This is a genomic window from Streptomyces sp. NPDC048436, from assembly GCF_043200355.1.
GTDB lineage: Bacteria > Actinomycetota > Actinomycetes > Streptomycetales > Streptomycetaceae > Streptomyces.
In genome coordinates this window covers 20,649-35,445 of the sequence record NZ_JBICXP010000016.1, presented here as the reverse complement: position 1 = coordinate 35,445, position 14,797 = coordinate 20,649, and the positions used below count along the sequence as shown (strand labels likewise).

At 69.9% G+C, this 14,797-nt stretch carries 11 protein-coding genes; 1 reads left to right on the top strand and 10 read right to left on the bottom strand.

Translation table 11 applies throughout. The annotated features are described in order from the left end of the window. Positions 1-83 precede the first annotated feature (83 nt). The 9 genes from ACGFX9_RS35565 to ACGFX9_RS35525 form a co-directional block, all read right to left on the bottom strand. Complete coding sequence (locus ACGFX9_RS35565; RefSeq protein WP_393483030.1) at positions 84-1,265, bottom strand: pseudouridine synthase; 1,182 nt, start codon at positions 1,263-1,265, stop codon at positions 84-86. A 10-nt stretch (positions 1,266-1,275) separates the two neighbouring features. Further along, the gene (scpB, locus tag ACGFX9_RS35560) at positions 1,276-1,944 is read right to left on the bottom strand and encodes an SMC-Scp complex subunit ScpB (protein WP_393483027.1); all 669 of its coding nucleotides are present in this window, start codon (positions 1,942-1,944) and stop codon (positions 1,276-1,278) included. A 32-nt stretch (positions 1,945-1,976) separates the two neighbouring features. Beyond that, entirely contained in the window at positions 1,977-2,912 is a 936-nt protein-coding gene (locus ACGFX9_RS35555) for a segregation and condensation protein A (protein WP_393483024.1), read from the bottom strand. 17 nt (positions 2,913-2,929) lie between these two features. Then, complete coding sequence (locus ACGFX9_RS35550) at positions 2,930-3,523, bottom strand: hypothetical protein (RefSeq protein ID WP_393483021.1); 594 nt, start codon at positions 3,521-3,523, stop codon at positions 2,930-2,932. Continuing rightward, positions 3,508-4,641, bottom strand: coding sequence for a ParA family protein (locus tag ACGFX9_RS35545; protein WP_393483018.1), 1,134 nt, complete (start codon positions 4,639-4,641; stop codon positions 3,508-3,510). The genes ACGFX9_RS35550 and ACGFX9_RS35545 overlap by 16 nt, the downstream gene beginning before the upstream one ends. Positions 4,642-5,007: 366 nt before the next feature. After that, a complete protein-coding gene (gene ald, locus ACGFX9_RS35540) occupies positions 5,008-6,123 on the bottom strand; it encodes an alanine dehydrogenase (RefSeq protein WP_393483382.1) in 1,116 nt (371 codons plus the stop codon). 145 nt (positions 6,124-6,268) lie between these two features. Beyond that, a complete protein-coding gene (locus tag ACGFX9_RS35535) occupies positions 6,269-8,359 on the bottom strand; it encodes a tetratricopeptide repeat protein (RefSeq protein WP_393483015.1) in 2,091 nt (696 codons plus the stop codon). A 198-nt stretch (positions 8,360-8,557) separates the two neighbouring features. After that, positions 8,558-9,184: an NUDIX domain-containing protein gene (locus ACGFX9_RS35530; protein WP_393483012.1), complete on the bottom strand. Its 627-nt coding sequence runs from the start codon at positions 9,182-9,184 to the stop codon at positions 8,558-8,560. 86 nt (positions 9,185-9,270) lie between these two features. Next, entirely contained in the window at positions 9,271-10,953 is a 1,683-nt protein-coding gene (locus tag ACGFX9_RS35525; protein ID WP_393483011.1) for a CTP synthase, read from the bottom strand. 414 nt (positions 10,954-11,367) lie between these two features. Between ACGFX9_RS35525 and ACGFX9_RS35520 the strand changes: the two genes are divergently transcribed. Next, positions 11,368-13,179 (top strand): glycoside hydrolase family 15 protein, encoded by a 1,812-nt coding sequence (locus tag ACGFX9_RS35520; protein ID WP_393483008.1) that lies wholly within the window; start codon positions 11,368-11,370, stop codon positions 13,177-13,179. Here ACGFX9_RS35520 and ACGFX9_RS35515 read toward each other — a convergent pair. Next, positions 13,176-14,795: a flavin monoamine oxidase family protein gene (locus ACGFX9_RS35515; RefSeq protein ID WP_393483005.1), complete on the bottom strand. Its 1,620-nt coding sequence runs from the start codon at positions 14,793-14,795 to the stop codon at positions 13,176-13,178. The two genes, ACGFX9_RS35520 and ACGFX9_RS35515, sit on opposite strands and share 4 nt — an antisense overlap. Positions 14,796-14,797: the final 2 nt, after the last annotated feature.

The window sequence follows — 14,797 nt, the reverse complement described above, 5'->3', positions numbered from 1 at the left end:
CTCCGCAAGACATGAAAAGGCGGCCGGGTCCCCGCACTCGCGGGGACCGGCCGCCTTCGCTGACCTCGGTTCGGCGGTAAGGCCTAGAGGTCGACTTCCTGCATCAGCATGCCGACCTCGGTGTTCGACATCCGTCGCAGCCATCCCGACTTCTGGTCGCCCAGCGCGATCGGGCCGAAGGACGTCCGCACGAGCTTGTCGACCGGGAAGCCGGCCTCGGCGAGCATGCGGCGCACGATGTGCTTGCGCCCCTCGTGCAGGGTCACCTCGACCAGGTAGTTCTTGCCGGTCTGCTCGACGACGCGGAAGTGGTCCGCGCGGGCGTACCCGTCCTCGAGCTGGATGCCGTCCTTGAGCTGCTTGCCCAGGTCACGCGGGATCGGGCCGACGATGTGCGCGAGGTAGACCTTCTTCACGCCGTACTTCGGGTGCGTGAGGCGGTGGGCCAGCTCACCGTGGTTGGTGAGCAGGATGACGCCCTCGGTCTCCGTGTCGAGCCGACCGACGTGGAACAGCCGCGTCTCGCGGTTGGTCACGTAGTCGCCCAGGCACTGGCGCCCCTCGGTGTCCTCCATGGTGGAGACGACACCGGCGGGCTTGTTCAGCGCGAAGAACTGGTACGACTGGGTGGCGACCGTGAGGCCGTCGACCTTGATCTCGTCCTGCTCCGGCTGGACCCGAAGGCCCTGCTCCATCACGATCTCGCCGTTGACCTCGACGCGCGCCTGCTCCACCAGCTCCTCACAGGCACGGCGCGAGCCGTAGCCCGCGCGGGCGAGGACCTTCTGCAGCCGCTCGCCCTCCTGCTCGGCGCCCGGGAAGGTCTTGGGCGGGCTGACCTTCGGCTTGCCCGCGTACCGCTCGCGGTTGCGCTCTTCCTGACGTGCGTCGTACTCACGGGACGTCGCGGGAGCTCCCGCGCCGCGCCGGGTGCCCCTGTCCGCGCTCTGGGGCGCCCTGGGGCCGCCCTTGGCACCACCGCGCGCCGCCGCGCCGCGGCCCTTCTTCGAGGCGTCGCCGCCTACGTCGTAGCGGCGCTCCTCGGGACGGGGCCTGCTCTCCCGCTTCGGCGGCTGGTCGTCGCGCGCGCCACCGGCGCCGCGTCCCTGCTGGGGGCTGTTACCGGAACCCCGGTAATCACGGCCGCCGCCGCTTCCGCGACCGCCACCGCTTCCGCGCCCACCGCTGCTGCCACGGCTGCCGCTGTTGCCACCACGGCTCCCGCCGTTGTTTCCGCTGCTGTTCCTGCCGTTGCTGCTTCGCATCAAATTTCCGTTAGTCGACTGTTGTGCCCTCGGTGTACCCGTAACCCGGTGCGTCGGGCGCGTCCGGGTCGAACGACGGAACGCCTTCCAGTGTGTCGGCCTCGATCGCCTCCGCCTCGGGAAGGAAGGGCGCCAGCTCCGGGAGCTCGTCAAGGCCGCGCAGGCCCATCCGCTCCAGAAAGTAGTTCGTCGTCCTGTACAGGATCGCACTTGTTTCGGGTTCCGCGCCCGCCTCCTCCACCAGACCCCGTTGGAGAAGCGTCCGCATCACGCCGTCACAGTTCACTCCGCGCACCGCGGAGACCCGGGAACGGCTGACCGGCTGGCGGTACGAGACGACCGCGAGGGTCTCCAGAGCCGCCTGGGTGAGCCGTGCCTGCTGCCCGTCGAGGACGAAGCGCTCGACGGCTGCGGCGTACTCCGGCCGCGTGTAGAACCGCCAGCCGCCGGCCACCAGCCGCAGCTCGAAGCCCCGCCTCTGCACGGTGTACTCGTCGGCGAGATCCCGCAGCGCATCGGCGACCTGCCTCCGGGGCCGGTCGAGGATCTTGGCCAGATGCTCCTCGGTGGCCGGTTCGTCGACGACCATGAGTACGGCTTCCAGGGCGGGCCGCAGCTCCAGATCGGCGACGGCGCCCGCCAGGTCTCCCGCGGGGCTCTCCGCGCCGATGGGACTCATGGGACTCATGGGACTCATGGGGCTCATGGGGCTCATGGGGCCTTCTCCTCACTCGCCGGCTCGGGGGCGCGGTCGAATTCGTCGGTCACCGTCGGCTCATCGGCGCCGTCCCCGCCGGTCCACCGCACCATCAGCTCCCCCAGGGCGTCCTTCTGGTCCATCTCCACCGCCTTCTCGCGGTACAGCTCCAGGAGCGCCAGGAAGCGGGCGACGACGGTGAGGGTGTCCCCCGCGTCCTCGACGAGCACCTGGAAGCTCAGCTCACCCCGCTCACGGAGCCGCGCCACGACCACCCCGGCCTGCTCCTGCACGGAGACGAGCGGGGCATGGATGTGGTCGACGTACACCTGAGGCTTGGCCCTTGGCTGCATCGCCTTCACGGCGAGCCGGGCGAACCCCTCGGCGCCGATGCTGATGACCACCTCGGGCAGCAGCTCCGCGTGGTGCGGCTCAAGGCCGACGGTCCGCGGATAGCGCCGTGCCTCGTCTTCCAGCCGGGCGCTGAAGATGTCGGCGATCTCTTTGTACGCGCGGTACTGCAGCAGTCGCGCGAAGAGCAGGTCCCGCGCTTCGAGCAGCGCCAGGTCGGCTTCGTCCTCGACCTCGGCGGAGGGCAGCAGCCGGGCCGCCTTGAGGTCGAGCAGGGTGGCGGCGACCACGAGGAACTCGGTGGTCTGGTCGAGGTCCCAGTCGGGGCCCATGGCGCGGATGTGCACCATGAACTCGTCCGTCACCTTGGACAGCGCGACCTCGGTGACGTCCATCTTGTGCTTCGAGATGAGCTGAAGCAGCAGATCGAAGGGGCCTTCGAAGTTCGCGAGCCGGACCTTGAACCTGCCGTCGTCGGGCTCCGCGGGCTCCGGCTCGGCAGCCGCGACCTCCGGCTCCGGCTCCGCGACCGCCTCCCCGGGGCCACGCCCCAGCGCACGCCGACGGACGGCCGGTGCGGAATCGTCGTTCTGGGGCATCGGCGGGAACGCTACCGCTACCGCCCGCGAAGTCGTCGTACGAGAATGCTCGCGTCCCCCCGCGACTCAAGATCCGCGAGAACGACGGCGACCGCCTCGCGGACGATGCGCCCGCGGTCGACGGCGAGTCCGTGCTCACCCCGGAGCACGAGGCGTGCGTGCTCCAGGTCCATCAGCTCCTCCGCGGAGACGTACACGGTGATCTTCTCGTCGTGCCGCTCGCGACCGCTGGGGCGCCGGTTGGCCGCCCGTGCGCGCCGCCGCGCCTGCGCCGTGGAGGCGTTCGCGGACCGGCCGCCGGCGCTCTGCGCGGCGGCGCCTTCCTGGCCCTGGGCCGGACGGCGCCCGTCCTTGTCGGCATCGGCGGCCGAGCGGCTGCGGGATTCCCCCGACTCCGCGTCGGCGGCGCCGTGTTCGGCGGCCTCGCCGCCATCTCCCGCCACGGCACCGCCGTGTGCGTCACCGGCGGCGGTCTCGTCGCTCTCGCCCGCGGGCGGGGGCACCCGTGCCTCGCCGTTCGCCTGGCGCCGTGGGGACGACGACGTCAGCGCCATCCCCCCGGTCGTGCGGAACAGTTCGTCGGCCCCCGGCAGACTCACTCGGCGTGACACCGGGCGAGCACCTCCCTGGCGAGCTGACGATAGGCGGCGGCGCCGACCGAGTTGGACGCGTACGTCGTGATCGGCTCACCGGCGACCGTGGTCTCCGGGAAGCGGACCGTGCGCCCGATCACCGTGTGGTAGACGTGCTCGTCGAAGGCCTCGACCACGCGCGCGAGCACCTCACGGCTGTGCACCGTGCGGGAGTCGTACATGGTGGCGAGGATGCCGTCGAGCTCCAGGTCGGGGTTGAGCCGCTCCTGGACCTTCTCGATGGTCTCCGTCAGCAGGGCCACACCGCGCAGCGCGAAGAACTCGCACTCCAGCGGCACTATCACCTTGTGAGCCGCCGTCAGGGCGTTCACGGTGAGCAGGCCGAGTGAGGGCTGACAGTCGATCACGATGTAGTCGTAGTCCTGCATCAGCGGCTTCAACGCCCGCTGGAGCGTGGACTCTCGCGCGACCTCGCTCACCAACTGCACTTCGGCGGCGGACAGGTCGATGTTGCTGGGCAGCAGGTCCATGTTCGGGACAGCCGTCTTCAGCAGCACCTCGTCGGCCGACATGCCCCGCTCCATGAGCAGGTTGTAGACCGTCAGGTCCAGCTCCATCGGGTTCACCCCGAGGCCCACCGAGAGGGCGCCCTGCGGGTCGAAGTCGACGAGCAGGACACGGCGTCCGTACTCCGCGAGCGCGGCACCCAGGTTGATGGTCGACGTCGTCTTGCCCACGCCGCCCTTCTGGTTGCACATCGCGATGATCTTCGCGGGGCCGTGATCGGTCAGCGGGCCCGGGATCGGGAAGTACGGCAGCGGGCGTCCGGTGGGACCGACGCGCTCACGGCGCTGACGGGCCGCGTCCGGGGCCAGCGTGGCCGCGTACTCGGGATCGGGCTCGTACTCGGCGTCAGGGTCGTAGAAGTGCCCCTGGGGCAGTTTCTCGTAGTCGGCGAGTTGGGTGTGGGTGGTGTTCTCGCCACTCCGGTCGCCGGCCATGGCGTTCACGTGATGGCCATCCATGCTCTGGGGTGCAGACGGGGTCGGCTGCGTTTTCTGGCGGGCTTCGAAGGTGCGGACAGCGACGGAGCCGACAACCTCGAGTCCCACGGGTCCTTGGCCCCGCTCAGACATTCCTGGTTGACCACCCCCGGGAGCAAATGTCGACTCATTCACAAGTCGTCTTACCTCCTTGGTGACCAGGAAATTTCTCGATAGGTCAGCGTGGCACCATGCCGACGGTTGGCGACTCTATGGCGTGTCACCGGTCCGCAGCAACACAATCCGCCGGACCCGGCCCGATGTGTCGGCAATCGAACGTCCCCATGTCAAGGGTGTGCGGCGCGTCATCACCACGATTACGGGGTGGGCGAATCGGTTAAAGGGTTACGTTCAAGGCGAGTTGACCATGTCCACGGACATACGCATACGGCCGGACCCCTCTCAAGGTCCGGCCGTTGGCGTGAGATTGACGACTTTCGTTGACGAAAGCGGTCAGGTTCAGCCGAGGAGCGTCTCCAGCTCGACGTGCTCGAGGCCGTGCGACTCGGCGACCTCCTTGTAAACGACCTGGCCATCATGGGTGTTGAGGCCAAGGGCGAGTGCGTGGTCGCGGCGGAGCGCCTCGACCCAGCCGCGATTCGCCAGCTCGACGATGTACGGCATCGTCGCGTTGGTCAGCGCGTACGTCGAGGTGTTGGGCACCGCGCCGGGCATGTTGGCGACGCAGTAGAACACCGAGTTGTGGACCGGGAAGGTCGGCTCGGCGTGCGTCGTCGGGTGCGAGTCCTCGAAGCAGCCGCCCTGGTCGATCGCGATGTCGACAAGGACACTTCCCGGCTTCATGCGCGAGACGAGCTCGTTGGTGACGAGCTTTGGGGCCTTGGCGCCCGGGATGAGGACGGCACCGATGACGAGGTCGGCGTCGACGCACGCCTTCTCGAGCTCGAAGGCGTTGGAGACGACGGTCTGGATCTTCGTGCCGAAGATCTTGTCCGCCTCCTTGAGCTTGTTGATGTCCTTGTCGAGCAGGGTCACGTGGAAGCCCATGCCGATGGCGATCTGCGCGGCGTTCCAGCCGGAGACACCGCCGCCGATGACGACGGCCTTGCCGGCCGCGACACCCGGGACGCCGCCGGGCAGCACACCGCGGCCGCCCTGGGCGGCCATCAGGTGGTACGCGCCGACCTGCGGGGCCAGGCGGCCCGCGACCTCGGACATCGGGGCGAGCAGCGGGAGCGCGCGGTTCGCGGTCTCGACCGTCTCGTAGGCGATGGCGGTGGTGCCCGACTCCAGGAGCGCGTCCGTGCACTCCTTGGACGCGGCCAGGTGCAGGTAGGTGAAGAGGGTCTGGTCCTTGCGGAGGCGGTGGTACTCCTCCGCGATGGGCTCCTTGACCTTCAGGAGGAGGTCGGCGGTGGCCCAGACCTCGTCGGCGGTGTCCAGGATCCGGGCGCCCGCGGAGACGTACTCCGCGTCGGTGATCGAGGAGCCGACACCGGCGTTCCGCTCGATGACGACCTGGTGGCCGTGGCGCACCAGCTCGTGCACACCGGCGGGGGTGATGGCCACCCGGAACTCGTTGTTCTTGACCTCGCGGGGGATGCCGACCTTCACGTCGATCACGGTCCTCTTGGCTCAGGGATTTTTGGGGCGATGCACTACGTACCGACACACAAGAGGGCGCATCGGAAGACACCACGGAAGTACGCGGCGGAGCCAGTCTAATGAAGGACTTCTCGCTGTCTAGCCTTTCAATGCATCAATCTTCTGCGGAAGTGCTACGGATTTCGTAGGCGGAAGGTGCGACTCCAGCTTTCGATGCAAGCCCTGTGACCTCCTCGGCCCCTGTTCCCAGCATTCGCTCGGCGGCAGCGCGGTGCAGCCGGGCCGCCGCCGGGTCGCCGAGCCGGTCCAGGGTGTCGGCCAGCCTGAGCTGCAGCGCGGCCTGGAGACGTACGTCGCCCGCCTGCCGCGCCCACTCGACGGCCTCCTCGCAGGTACGCAGCGACTCCTCGGGCCGCCCCGCGTACTCCTGCACCCGCGCCAGTTCGCTCAACGCCCTTGCCTGGCCCCCCACATCACCGCTCTTGCGGTACCCGGTGACGGCCGAACTCCAGTTGCGCAGCGCCTCCCCGTAGCGGCCCGCGTAGGTGTGCGCCGTCCCGATGCGGCCGTAGAGGCGGGCGGCGTCCGTGCGCTCGCCTCGCGTGAGCCGCTGGGCGAGGGCGCGGCCGAACCAGTCCGAGGCCCGGGACCAGTCCCCCAGCTCCTGGTAGGCACCGCCTACGGATTCCATCGCTCGGCCGGTCGCGTACGGGTCATTTGCTTCCCGTCCGGCGTCCAGAGCCGCCCGGTAGCGCACCAGCGCCTCGTGCGTGCGGCCCGTGCGGGCGTCCAGATCCGCGAGGTTCAGGAGGGCGGCGGCCTTCTCGCGGGGCAGGTTCCGGCGCTCGGCGACATCGAGGACGAGCTGGTGGATGCCGTACAGCTCGGGGGCGGCGTCCTCCGTGCCGCGGTGGGCGACCAGGGCCCGCGTCAGAGCCGCCATCAGGCGTCGCGCGAGGGTGTCGAGCTCACCGTCGGCGACCGCGAGGCGGGCGGCGCCGAGCAGTGCGGGCTGCCGCACGCGCAGCCACTCGGCGGCGGCTCCGGGGCTGGGGAAACGCAGGGCGCGCGGCATCCCCGCCAGCTTTTTGCGGGCCGCGGTGTCGTCCGGTTCCGTGACCGCCCGGCAGGACTGGAGGAGGCGCACGGTCCGCTCCAGCATCCTGGCCCGCGCCAGCTGCACCTCGCCCGGCCGGTCCTCGCTCTCGGTGAGGGCGCGCAGTAGGGGCACAAGACAGCCCGGCAGCTCGTACTGCGGAAGCTGCGATCCCACCTCCCTGACCAGGCCGAGCTTGGTGAAGTCGTCCAGGGTCCTGCGGGCGGCGGAGACCGAGCAGCCCGCGAGCGCGGAGGCGGTGTGCGGGTCGACGTGGCCGACCGGGGCGAGGGAGAGGAGCCGCAGTATCCGCGCCGCCGCCGACGGCAGCAAAGCGTAGGAGTGCTGGAAGACGCGGGCCAGGGCGGTCTCGTCCCCGGGGCGGTCGTGCACCTGCTTGGCCAGGTCGGCGACGGCGGCCTTGGGCCGCGCGGCGAGCCAGCCGCCGGCCAGGACGAGCGCGGCGGGGTGCCCTCCGCAGGCCTCGGCCAGGCTTTCGGCGGACCGCGGGTCGACGGTGATGCGCACCGGGCCGGCCGCACGGGAGAGCAGCTCGACCCCTGCCGCGGTGTCCAGGCCGCCGACCGTGCAGGGCCGCACGTCCGGGATCCCGGTGAGCGGGCCCTCCGAGACGGCGACGGCCAGGCATTCGGGCGCGTCCGGAAGCAGCGGGTCGACCTGCTCGGCGTCCACGGCGCCGTCCAGGAGGAGCAGGACCCGGCGGCCTGCGAGCGCCTCCCTGAGGACTTCGGCGAGCTCGTCCTCGTCGGCCCCCGCGGGCGCCGGGGTATCGAGGGCGTCCAGGAGTTCACGGGCGGTGCGTTCGGTGGGTACGCGGGTGCCGTCGGGTTCGGTGAGGTGGGCGCGGAGCACCCCGTCTGGGTAGTCGTCGGCGACCTGCCGCGCCAGTTCCTCGGCGAGTGCGGTGCGGCCTGAGCCGGGGCGGCCCGCGATGAGGAGCACGCGGGCGCGGGGCGCCTTGCGGCCCGAGATGGTGTCGAGCCCCGCACGGCCGATGTCGGCGCGGAGCTCTTTCAACTCCCGGCGCCGGCCGACGAATTGACCGCCGCCGGAAGTCTGGGCCGAAGCGGGGCGCGGCACCGCGCCGCCCGCCGCCGAACCGTCCGTGTCGATCGCCTGATCCGTCACGGGCCATGCTCCGTCCGCCTGCGCGCGAACCCGCCGGGACTCCGGTCGGGACGCTTCCAGAGCCTAGTTCAGGCCCTGGGGCCTCCCCGGACGTGCGGCGCGCACAAGTCCCCCGATCGGATCAGTAGATCTTCATACCGGAGAGCTCGAATGGCCCCTTGGGCCTCGGATGGCTCCCTTGGGCCTCGGATGGCCCCCTCAGGCCTCGAAGGGCCGCGCGGGCCAGGGCGCTTCGGCCGGGCGCAGGGCGTCCACGCCGTCGCCGCTCAGCACCGCGGTGAGCGAAAGGGCGCCCACGACGAGGCAGTTGTTGTGCAGCTCTCCGGCGAGCGCTCCCCGTACGAGCTCCTCGAGCGGCACGCGGGCCAGCTCCATGTCGGCCTCCTCCTCGGAGACCTCGAAGCGCTCCCCATCGGCCTCGGAGAGGTCCCTGGCGAGGAAGATGCGCACGGCCTCGTCGCAGCCGCCGGGCGTGGTGTAGACGTCGGTCAGGACGCGCCAGTCCTCGGCCTTGACGTGCGCCTCTTCGTAGAGCTCGCGCTGGGCGGCGTGCAGGGGGTTCTCGCCGGGGATGTCGAGCAGCCCGGCCGGGATCTCCCAGAGCTTGTGGCGGACGGGGTGGCGGTACTGCCGCAGGACCAGGACCCGTCCCGCGTCGTCGATGGCGAGTACGGCCACCGAGCCGGGGTGCACCTGGTAGTCACGGTGGACGACGGTGCCGTCGGGCATGACCACGTCGTCGGTGCGCACAGAGGTCTTGTTCCCGACGAACGGGGTCGTGGTCGCCGTGACCTGCCACTCCTCGGCAGTGTCCTTGATCGTCATGTCGCCCTGTCCTCCCACACGTGCAAACAGAAACCGGGGCACGCGCCCCATAAGGCTCGTACCCCGGCAACCGTATCGCTCTTGTGTTACTTACCCGTCTGGCGTGCTTCTTCCTGCCTTGCCACTGCCGCCTTCACCAGGCCCGCGAAGAGCGGGTGCGGGCGCGTCGGGCGCGAGCGCAGCTCCGGGTGGGCCTGGGTGGCGACCAGGTAGGGGTGGACCTCGCGGGGGTACTCGACGTACTCGACGAGCTTGCCGTCCGGGGACGTGCCCGAGAAGAGGATGCCCGCCTTCTTCTCCAGCTCGGCGCGGTAGGAGTTGTTCACCTCGTAGCGGTGGCGGTGGCGCTCCTCGACGTACTCCTTGCCGTCGTACACCTCACGCGCGATGGAGCCCTCGGCGAGCTTCGCCGGGTACATGCCCAGGCGCATCGTGCCGCCCATGTCGCCCTCGCCCGCGACGATGTCCAGCTGCTCCGCCATGGTCGAGATGACCGGGTGGGCGGTCGCGGAGTCGAACTCCGTGGAGTTGGCGTCGGGGATGTCCGCGAGGTTGCGGGCGGCCTCGATCACGATGCACTGCAGGCCGAGGCAGAGGCCGAGCAGCGGGATCTTGTTCTCGCGGGCGAAGGTGATGGCGCCGACCTTGCCGGTCACGCCGCGGTCCCCGAAGCCGCCGGGGATGCAGATCCCGTCGACGTCGGCGAGCTGCTTGGCGGCGTCGGCCGGGGTCTTGCAGTCGTCGGAAGTGACCCACTTGACCTTGACGCGGGCGCGGTTGGCGAAGCCGCCCGCGCGCAGCGCCTCGGTCACCGAGAGGTAGGCGTCGGGCAGGTCGATGTACTTGCCGACCAGCGCGATGGTGACCTCGTGGTTCGGGTTGTGCACCCGGTCCAGGAGGTCCTCCCACTGGGTCCAGTTCACGTCGCGGAACGGGAGGTCCAGCTTGCGCACCACGTAGGCGTCGAGGCCCTCGGTGTGCAGGACCTTCGGGATGTCGTAGATCGACTTGGCGTCGACACAGGCGACGACCGCGTCCTCGTCGACGTCGCACATCAGCGAGATCTTGCGCTTGATGGCGGTCGGTACGTCGCGGTCGGCGCGCAGCACGATGGCGTCGGGCTGGATACCGATGTTGCGCAGGGCCGCGACGGAGTGCTGGGTCGGCTTGGTCTTCAGCTCACCGGACGGGCCGATGTAGGGAAGCAGCGAGATGTGCACGACGAAGACGTTGTCGCGGCCGACCTCGTGGCGGACCTGGCGGACGGTCTCCAGGAACGGCAGGGACTCGATGTCGCCGACCGTCCCGCCGACCTCCGTGATGACGACGTCGACGTCGTCGGCGGCCATGCGGCGGATGCGGTGCTTGATCTCGTTGGTGATGTGCGGGATGACCTGCACGGTGTCGCCGAGGTACTCGCCGCGCCGCTCCTTGGCGATGACCTGCGAGTAGACCTGGCCGGTGGTGACGTTGGCCGAGCCGTCGAGGTCGACGTCGAGGAAGCGCTCGTAGTGGCCGATGTCCAGGTCGGTCTCGGCGCCGTCGTTCGTGACGAACACCTCACCGTGCTGGAAGGGGTTCATCGTGCCCGGGTCGACGTTCAGGTACGGGTCGAGCTTCTGCATCGTGACCCGAAGACCCCTGGCCTTGAGCAGCGCGCCGAGGCTGGACGCCGTCAGCCCCTTGCCGAGGGAAGAGGCGACACCCCCGGTGACGAAGATGTGCTTGGTCGTCGTGGCTGTGCTGTTTCGGAAAGCAGCGGGCTGCATGGCCAAGAGGGGGCTCCCGTGGTCGCGGTCTGAAGGGTGCGTACCGGCGTCGTCCAAGGTTTTGGAGGAGGTGCCGTCGCTGCGGTTCGGGGGTTCAATGACCACCGGCTCACGGGCTACCAGGGTATCAGCGACGGGACGAGGCTGCTTCCGGCCACGCTCGGACACTCACGTCACACCTCCCTCACCTGGCGCTCACCCGTTCGGCGCAGCTCCGTTGCCGGGAGCGGCGCGCAGATCACCGAGGTGCGTCGTATCCTGCTCGGACATTCGCTGCAGAGCCAGACCAGACCGACTAACGGCACCACCCCCGTCCGTTCCCGCGGAACAAGAGGCTCGTGCAGTTCGTTTTACAGCGAACCCTTGACCGTAGAGCGAGCGCCCCGAGAGGGCGACGTGGCCGTTTGACTGGAGATGCACGTGCCCGGGCGCATCGAGGATTACGCACTCATCGGAGACATGCAGACCGCTGCTTTGGTCTGCCGGGACGGCACAGTCGACTGGCTGTGCCTGCCCCGCTTCGATTCTCACGCCATCTTCGCCGGATTGCTCGGCACGGAGGAGCACGGATTCTGGCGCCTGGGGCCCGCACACGCCCCCGACGCGCCGCCGCCGACAGCCGCGCGGCGCACTTACCGCGGCGACTCGCTGATCCTGGAATCCGAGTGGGACACCCCGCGCGGCACGGTCCGCGTGACCGATTTCATGCCGCCGCGCGACACGGACGCCCCGCAGCTCGTGCGGATCGTCGAGGGTGTCAGCGGCCGGGTGCCGATGCGCTCCGCGCTGCGGATGCGTTTCTCGTACGGTCGTGTGGTGCCCTGGGTGCACAAGGTCGACGACCGCACGGTGGCCGTCGCGGGGCCCGACTCCGTGTGGCTGGACACGTCGGCGGAGACCTTCGGCGAGGACCTCACGACGTACTCGGACTTCACGGTCTCGCCCGGTGACCGGGTCGCGTTCACGATCTCGTGGCAGCCCTCGCACAAGGAGCCGCCCGCGCCGGCCGAGCCCGAGAACGCCCTCACGGCGACGGAGGACTTCTGGCGCGACTGGGTCGAGCACTGTACGTACCACGGTCCCTACCGCGAGGCCGTGGTCCGCTCGCTGATCACGCTGAAGGCCCTGACGTACGCCCCCACGGGCGGCATCGTCGCGGCGCCCACCACCTCGCTTCCCGAGGACATCGGCGGCTCCCGCAACTGGGACTACCGCTATACCTGGCTGCGCGACGCGGCCATCACGCTCTCCTCGCTGCTGCGCACCGGCTACCGCGAGGAGGCACGCGCCTGGCGCGAGTGGCTCCTGCGCGCGGTGGCGGGCGACCCCGAGAACCTGCAGATCATGTACGGCATCGCGGGCGAGCGTGAGCTGGGCGAGGCCGAACTGGACTGGCTTCCCGGGTACGAGGGCTCGACCCCGGTCCGGGCCGGTAACGGCGCCGCCCACCAGCTCCAGCTCGATGTGTACGGCGAGGTCACCGAGGCCCTGCACCTGGCGCACATGACGGGCCTGGCCCGCAATGACTACGCCTCGCTGCTCCAGCTCAAGCTGATCCGCTACCTGGAGTCGAACTGGGACCGGCCGGACGAGGGCATCTGGGAGGTCCGCGGCCCGCGCAGGCACTTCGTCCACTCGAAGGTGATGTGCTGGGTCGCCGTCGACCGGACGATCAAGCTCCTGGAGTCCGGCGACGCCGACGGCCCGCTGGAGAAGTGGCGCGAGCTGCGCGACGACATCCACCGGGACGTCTGCGAGAAGGGCTACGACAAGGAGCGGAACACGTTCACGCAGTCGTACGGCTCCAAGGAGCTGGACGCCTCGCTGCTGCTCATCCCGCAGATGGGCTTCCTGCCGCCCGACGACAAGCGCGTCATCGGCACCATCGAGGCGATCCAGCGGGAGCTGTCGACGTCGGACGGCTTCATCCTGCGCTACCCGACCACGGGCGACGACGCGGGTGTGGACGGCCTTGAGGGTGACGAAGGCGCCTTCCTGGCCTGTTCGTTCTGGATGGCGGACGACCTGGCGATGATCGGCAGGGTGGACGAGGCCCGCAAGCTCTTCGAGAAGCTGCTCGCGCTCCGCAACGACCTGGGGCTGCTCGCCGAGGAGTGGGATCCGCGGCTGCAGCGCCAGGTCGGCAACTTCCCGCAGGCGTTCAGCCACGTGCCGCTGATCGACACGGCACTGCGGCTGACGGCGTCGGGGGCGTACGGAGGCTAGATCAGCTTCCCGATCACCTCACGGGCGGCGCGTTCCCCCTCGGTCGCGCCGCCCTCCATGAAGCCCTGGAAGTCATAGCTGCAGTGCTCACCGCCGATGTGGAGGTTGCCCTGCGGGGTGCCTTCGTAGCCGGCGTAGCGGTGCAGATAGCCGACGGGCCAGTACGAGTAGGCGCCGAGCGCGTACGGGTTCTTGTGCCAGGCGGAGAGCTGGGCCTTGCCGGTCCAGGCCGCCTTCGTGCCGGGGAACACCCGGTCGATCTGGCCGAGGTAGCGGGATGACAGGTCGCGTACGTAGGGGTCCGTCTCGAAGCTGAACGGGCCCGCCGGTGACAGGGACTTGGCGAGGGTGCCGCCGCCGTACTGGATGAGGATGCCGCCGGTGCCCGGCTGGACCTTGGTGGTGTCCCAGGTCTGCTGGAAGTCGGCGTCGGTGAAACAGTCACCCGCGCTCACTCCTGGCCAGGCGCCGGTGCCGCGCCAGGGGCGGCTCGAGAACTGCATGTTGAGCTTGGTGCAGTGGCCCATGCGGGCGTCGCGCAGCAGGTTCGTCATGCGGGTGTCCAACTTGGCCTTGGTGAGGTCGAGTTGCTTGAGCACCGGCAGCGGCACGCACAGGATGGTGTGGTCCGCGGTGGCGGTGCGGGTGGCGCCCGCCTCGGTGTAGGTGAGGGTCTGGGTGCCGTCGGCGTTGGCGCGTACGGCGGTCAGGGAGCAGCCGGGGCGCAGGGTGCCGTCGGGCAGGAAGTCGGCGATGGCGTGCGGGAGTTGGTCGTTGCCGCCGGTGATGTGGTAGCGCTCGTTGGACAGGCCCCAGATGTTGAAGTGCCCCGGGTTGGTCTGGTAGCCCATCAGCAGGACGAGGGCGAGCGCGGACTGATCGGTGGTGTCGGCGCCGTACTCGACGTTGTAGGCGACGTCGAACCAGCGGCCGAGCGGAGAGCCGTGCCCGCCCGGCACCCGGGAGTCGATCCATTCGTAAATCGACATGTTGTCCAGGGCCGTGCCGGTCGGCGTCGTCCGGTTCCAGTAGACCTCGCCCGCCTCCGACAGGTCGCGGTGCAGGAGTTGATAGACCTCCTTGAAGTCCTCGTCCGCCTGGGCGCGCGGGTAGTAGGCGCCGTTGAACCAGAGGATCTCCTCCGCTCCGTTGGGGCCGCCGCCGAGGAAGTCCTCGACGGGGAGGCCGAAGCGGCGGCAGAGTTCCAGGATCTTCTTGTGGCTGGTGTCGATCAGTTCACCGCCGATCTCGGAGGTCTGGCCGTACGCCCAGTGGTCGCGCTGGCAGTACATGCGCCCGCCGACGCGGTCCGGGTTCGCTTCGTAGAGCGTGCAGTCGAGGCCGGCGTCGTGGAGCGTGAGGGCGGCGGTGAGGCCCGCGATACCGGCTCCTACGACGGCTATGCGGGGCGCTGCCTTGGCGGCTCTGGCGGGGGCTGCGGCCGCGAGGCCGACGCCGGTGGCGAGGCCCGCTGCCGCTGCCCCCTTGAGGACTGTTCTTCGGCTGGACAAGCCCGCGGCGCCACGGACTTCGGCGAGGGGGACCTGGAGGCGCCGGGCCTCGCCGTGCTCTGCGGCCAGTCTCTTCAGGGCGTGCATGAGATGCGTACGCGACATGG

Coding starts and splice junctions, on each gene's coding strand:
- ACGFX9_RS35555 (WP_393483024.1), bottom strand. CDS start 2,912: ATGCCCCAGAACGACGATTCCGCACCGGCCGTCCGTCGGCGTGCGCTG.
- ACGFX9_RS35545 (WP_393483018.1), bottom strand. CDS start 4,641: ATGTCTGAGCGGGGCCAAGGACCCGTGGGACTCGAGGTTGTCGGCTCC.
- ACGFX9_RS35520 (WP_393483008.1), top strand. CDS start 11,368: ATGCACGTGCCCGGGCGCATCGAGGATTACGCACTCATCGGAGACATG.
- ACGFX9_RS35530 (WP_393483012.1), bottom strand. CDS start 9,184: ATGACGATCAAGGACACTGCCGAGGAGTGGCAGGTCACGGCGACCACG.
- ACGFX9_RS35565 (WP_393483030.1), bottom strand. CDS start 1,265: ATGCGAAGCAGCAACGGCAGGAACAGCAGCGGAAACAACGGCGGGAGC.
- scpB (WP_393483027.1), bottom strand. CDS start 1,944: ATGAGTCCCATCGGCGCGGAGAGCCCCGCGGGAGACCTGGCGGGCGCC.
- ACGFX9_RS35525 (WP_393483011.1), bottom strand. CDS start 10,953: ATGCAGCCCGCTGCTTTCCGAAACAGCACAGCCACGACGACCAAGCAC.
- ACGFX9_RS35515 (WP_393483005.1), bottom strand. CDS start 14,795: ATGTCGCGTACGCATCTCATGCACGCCCTGAAGAGACTGGCCGCAGAG.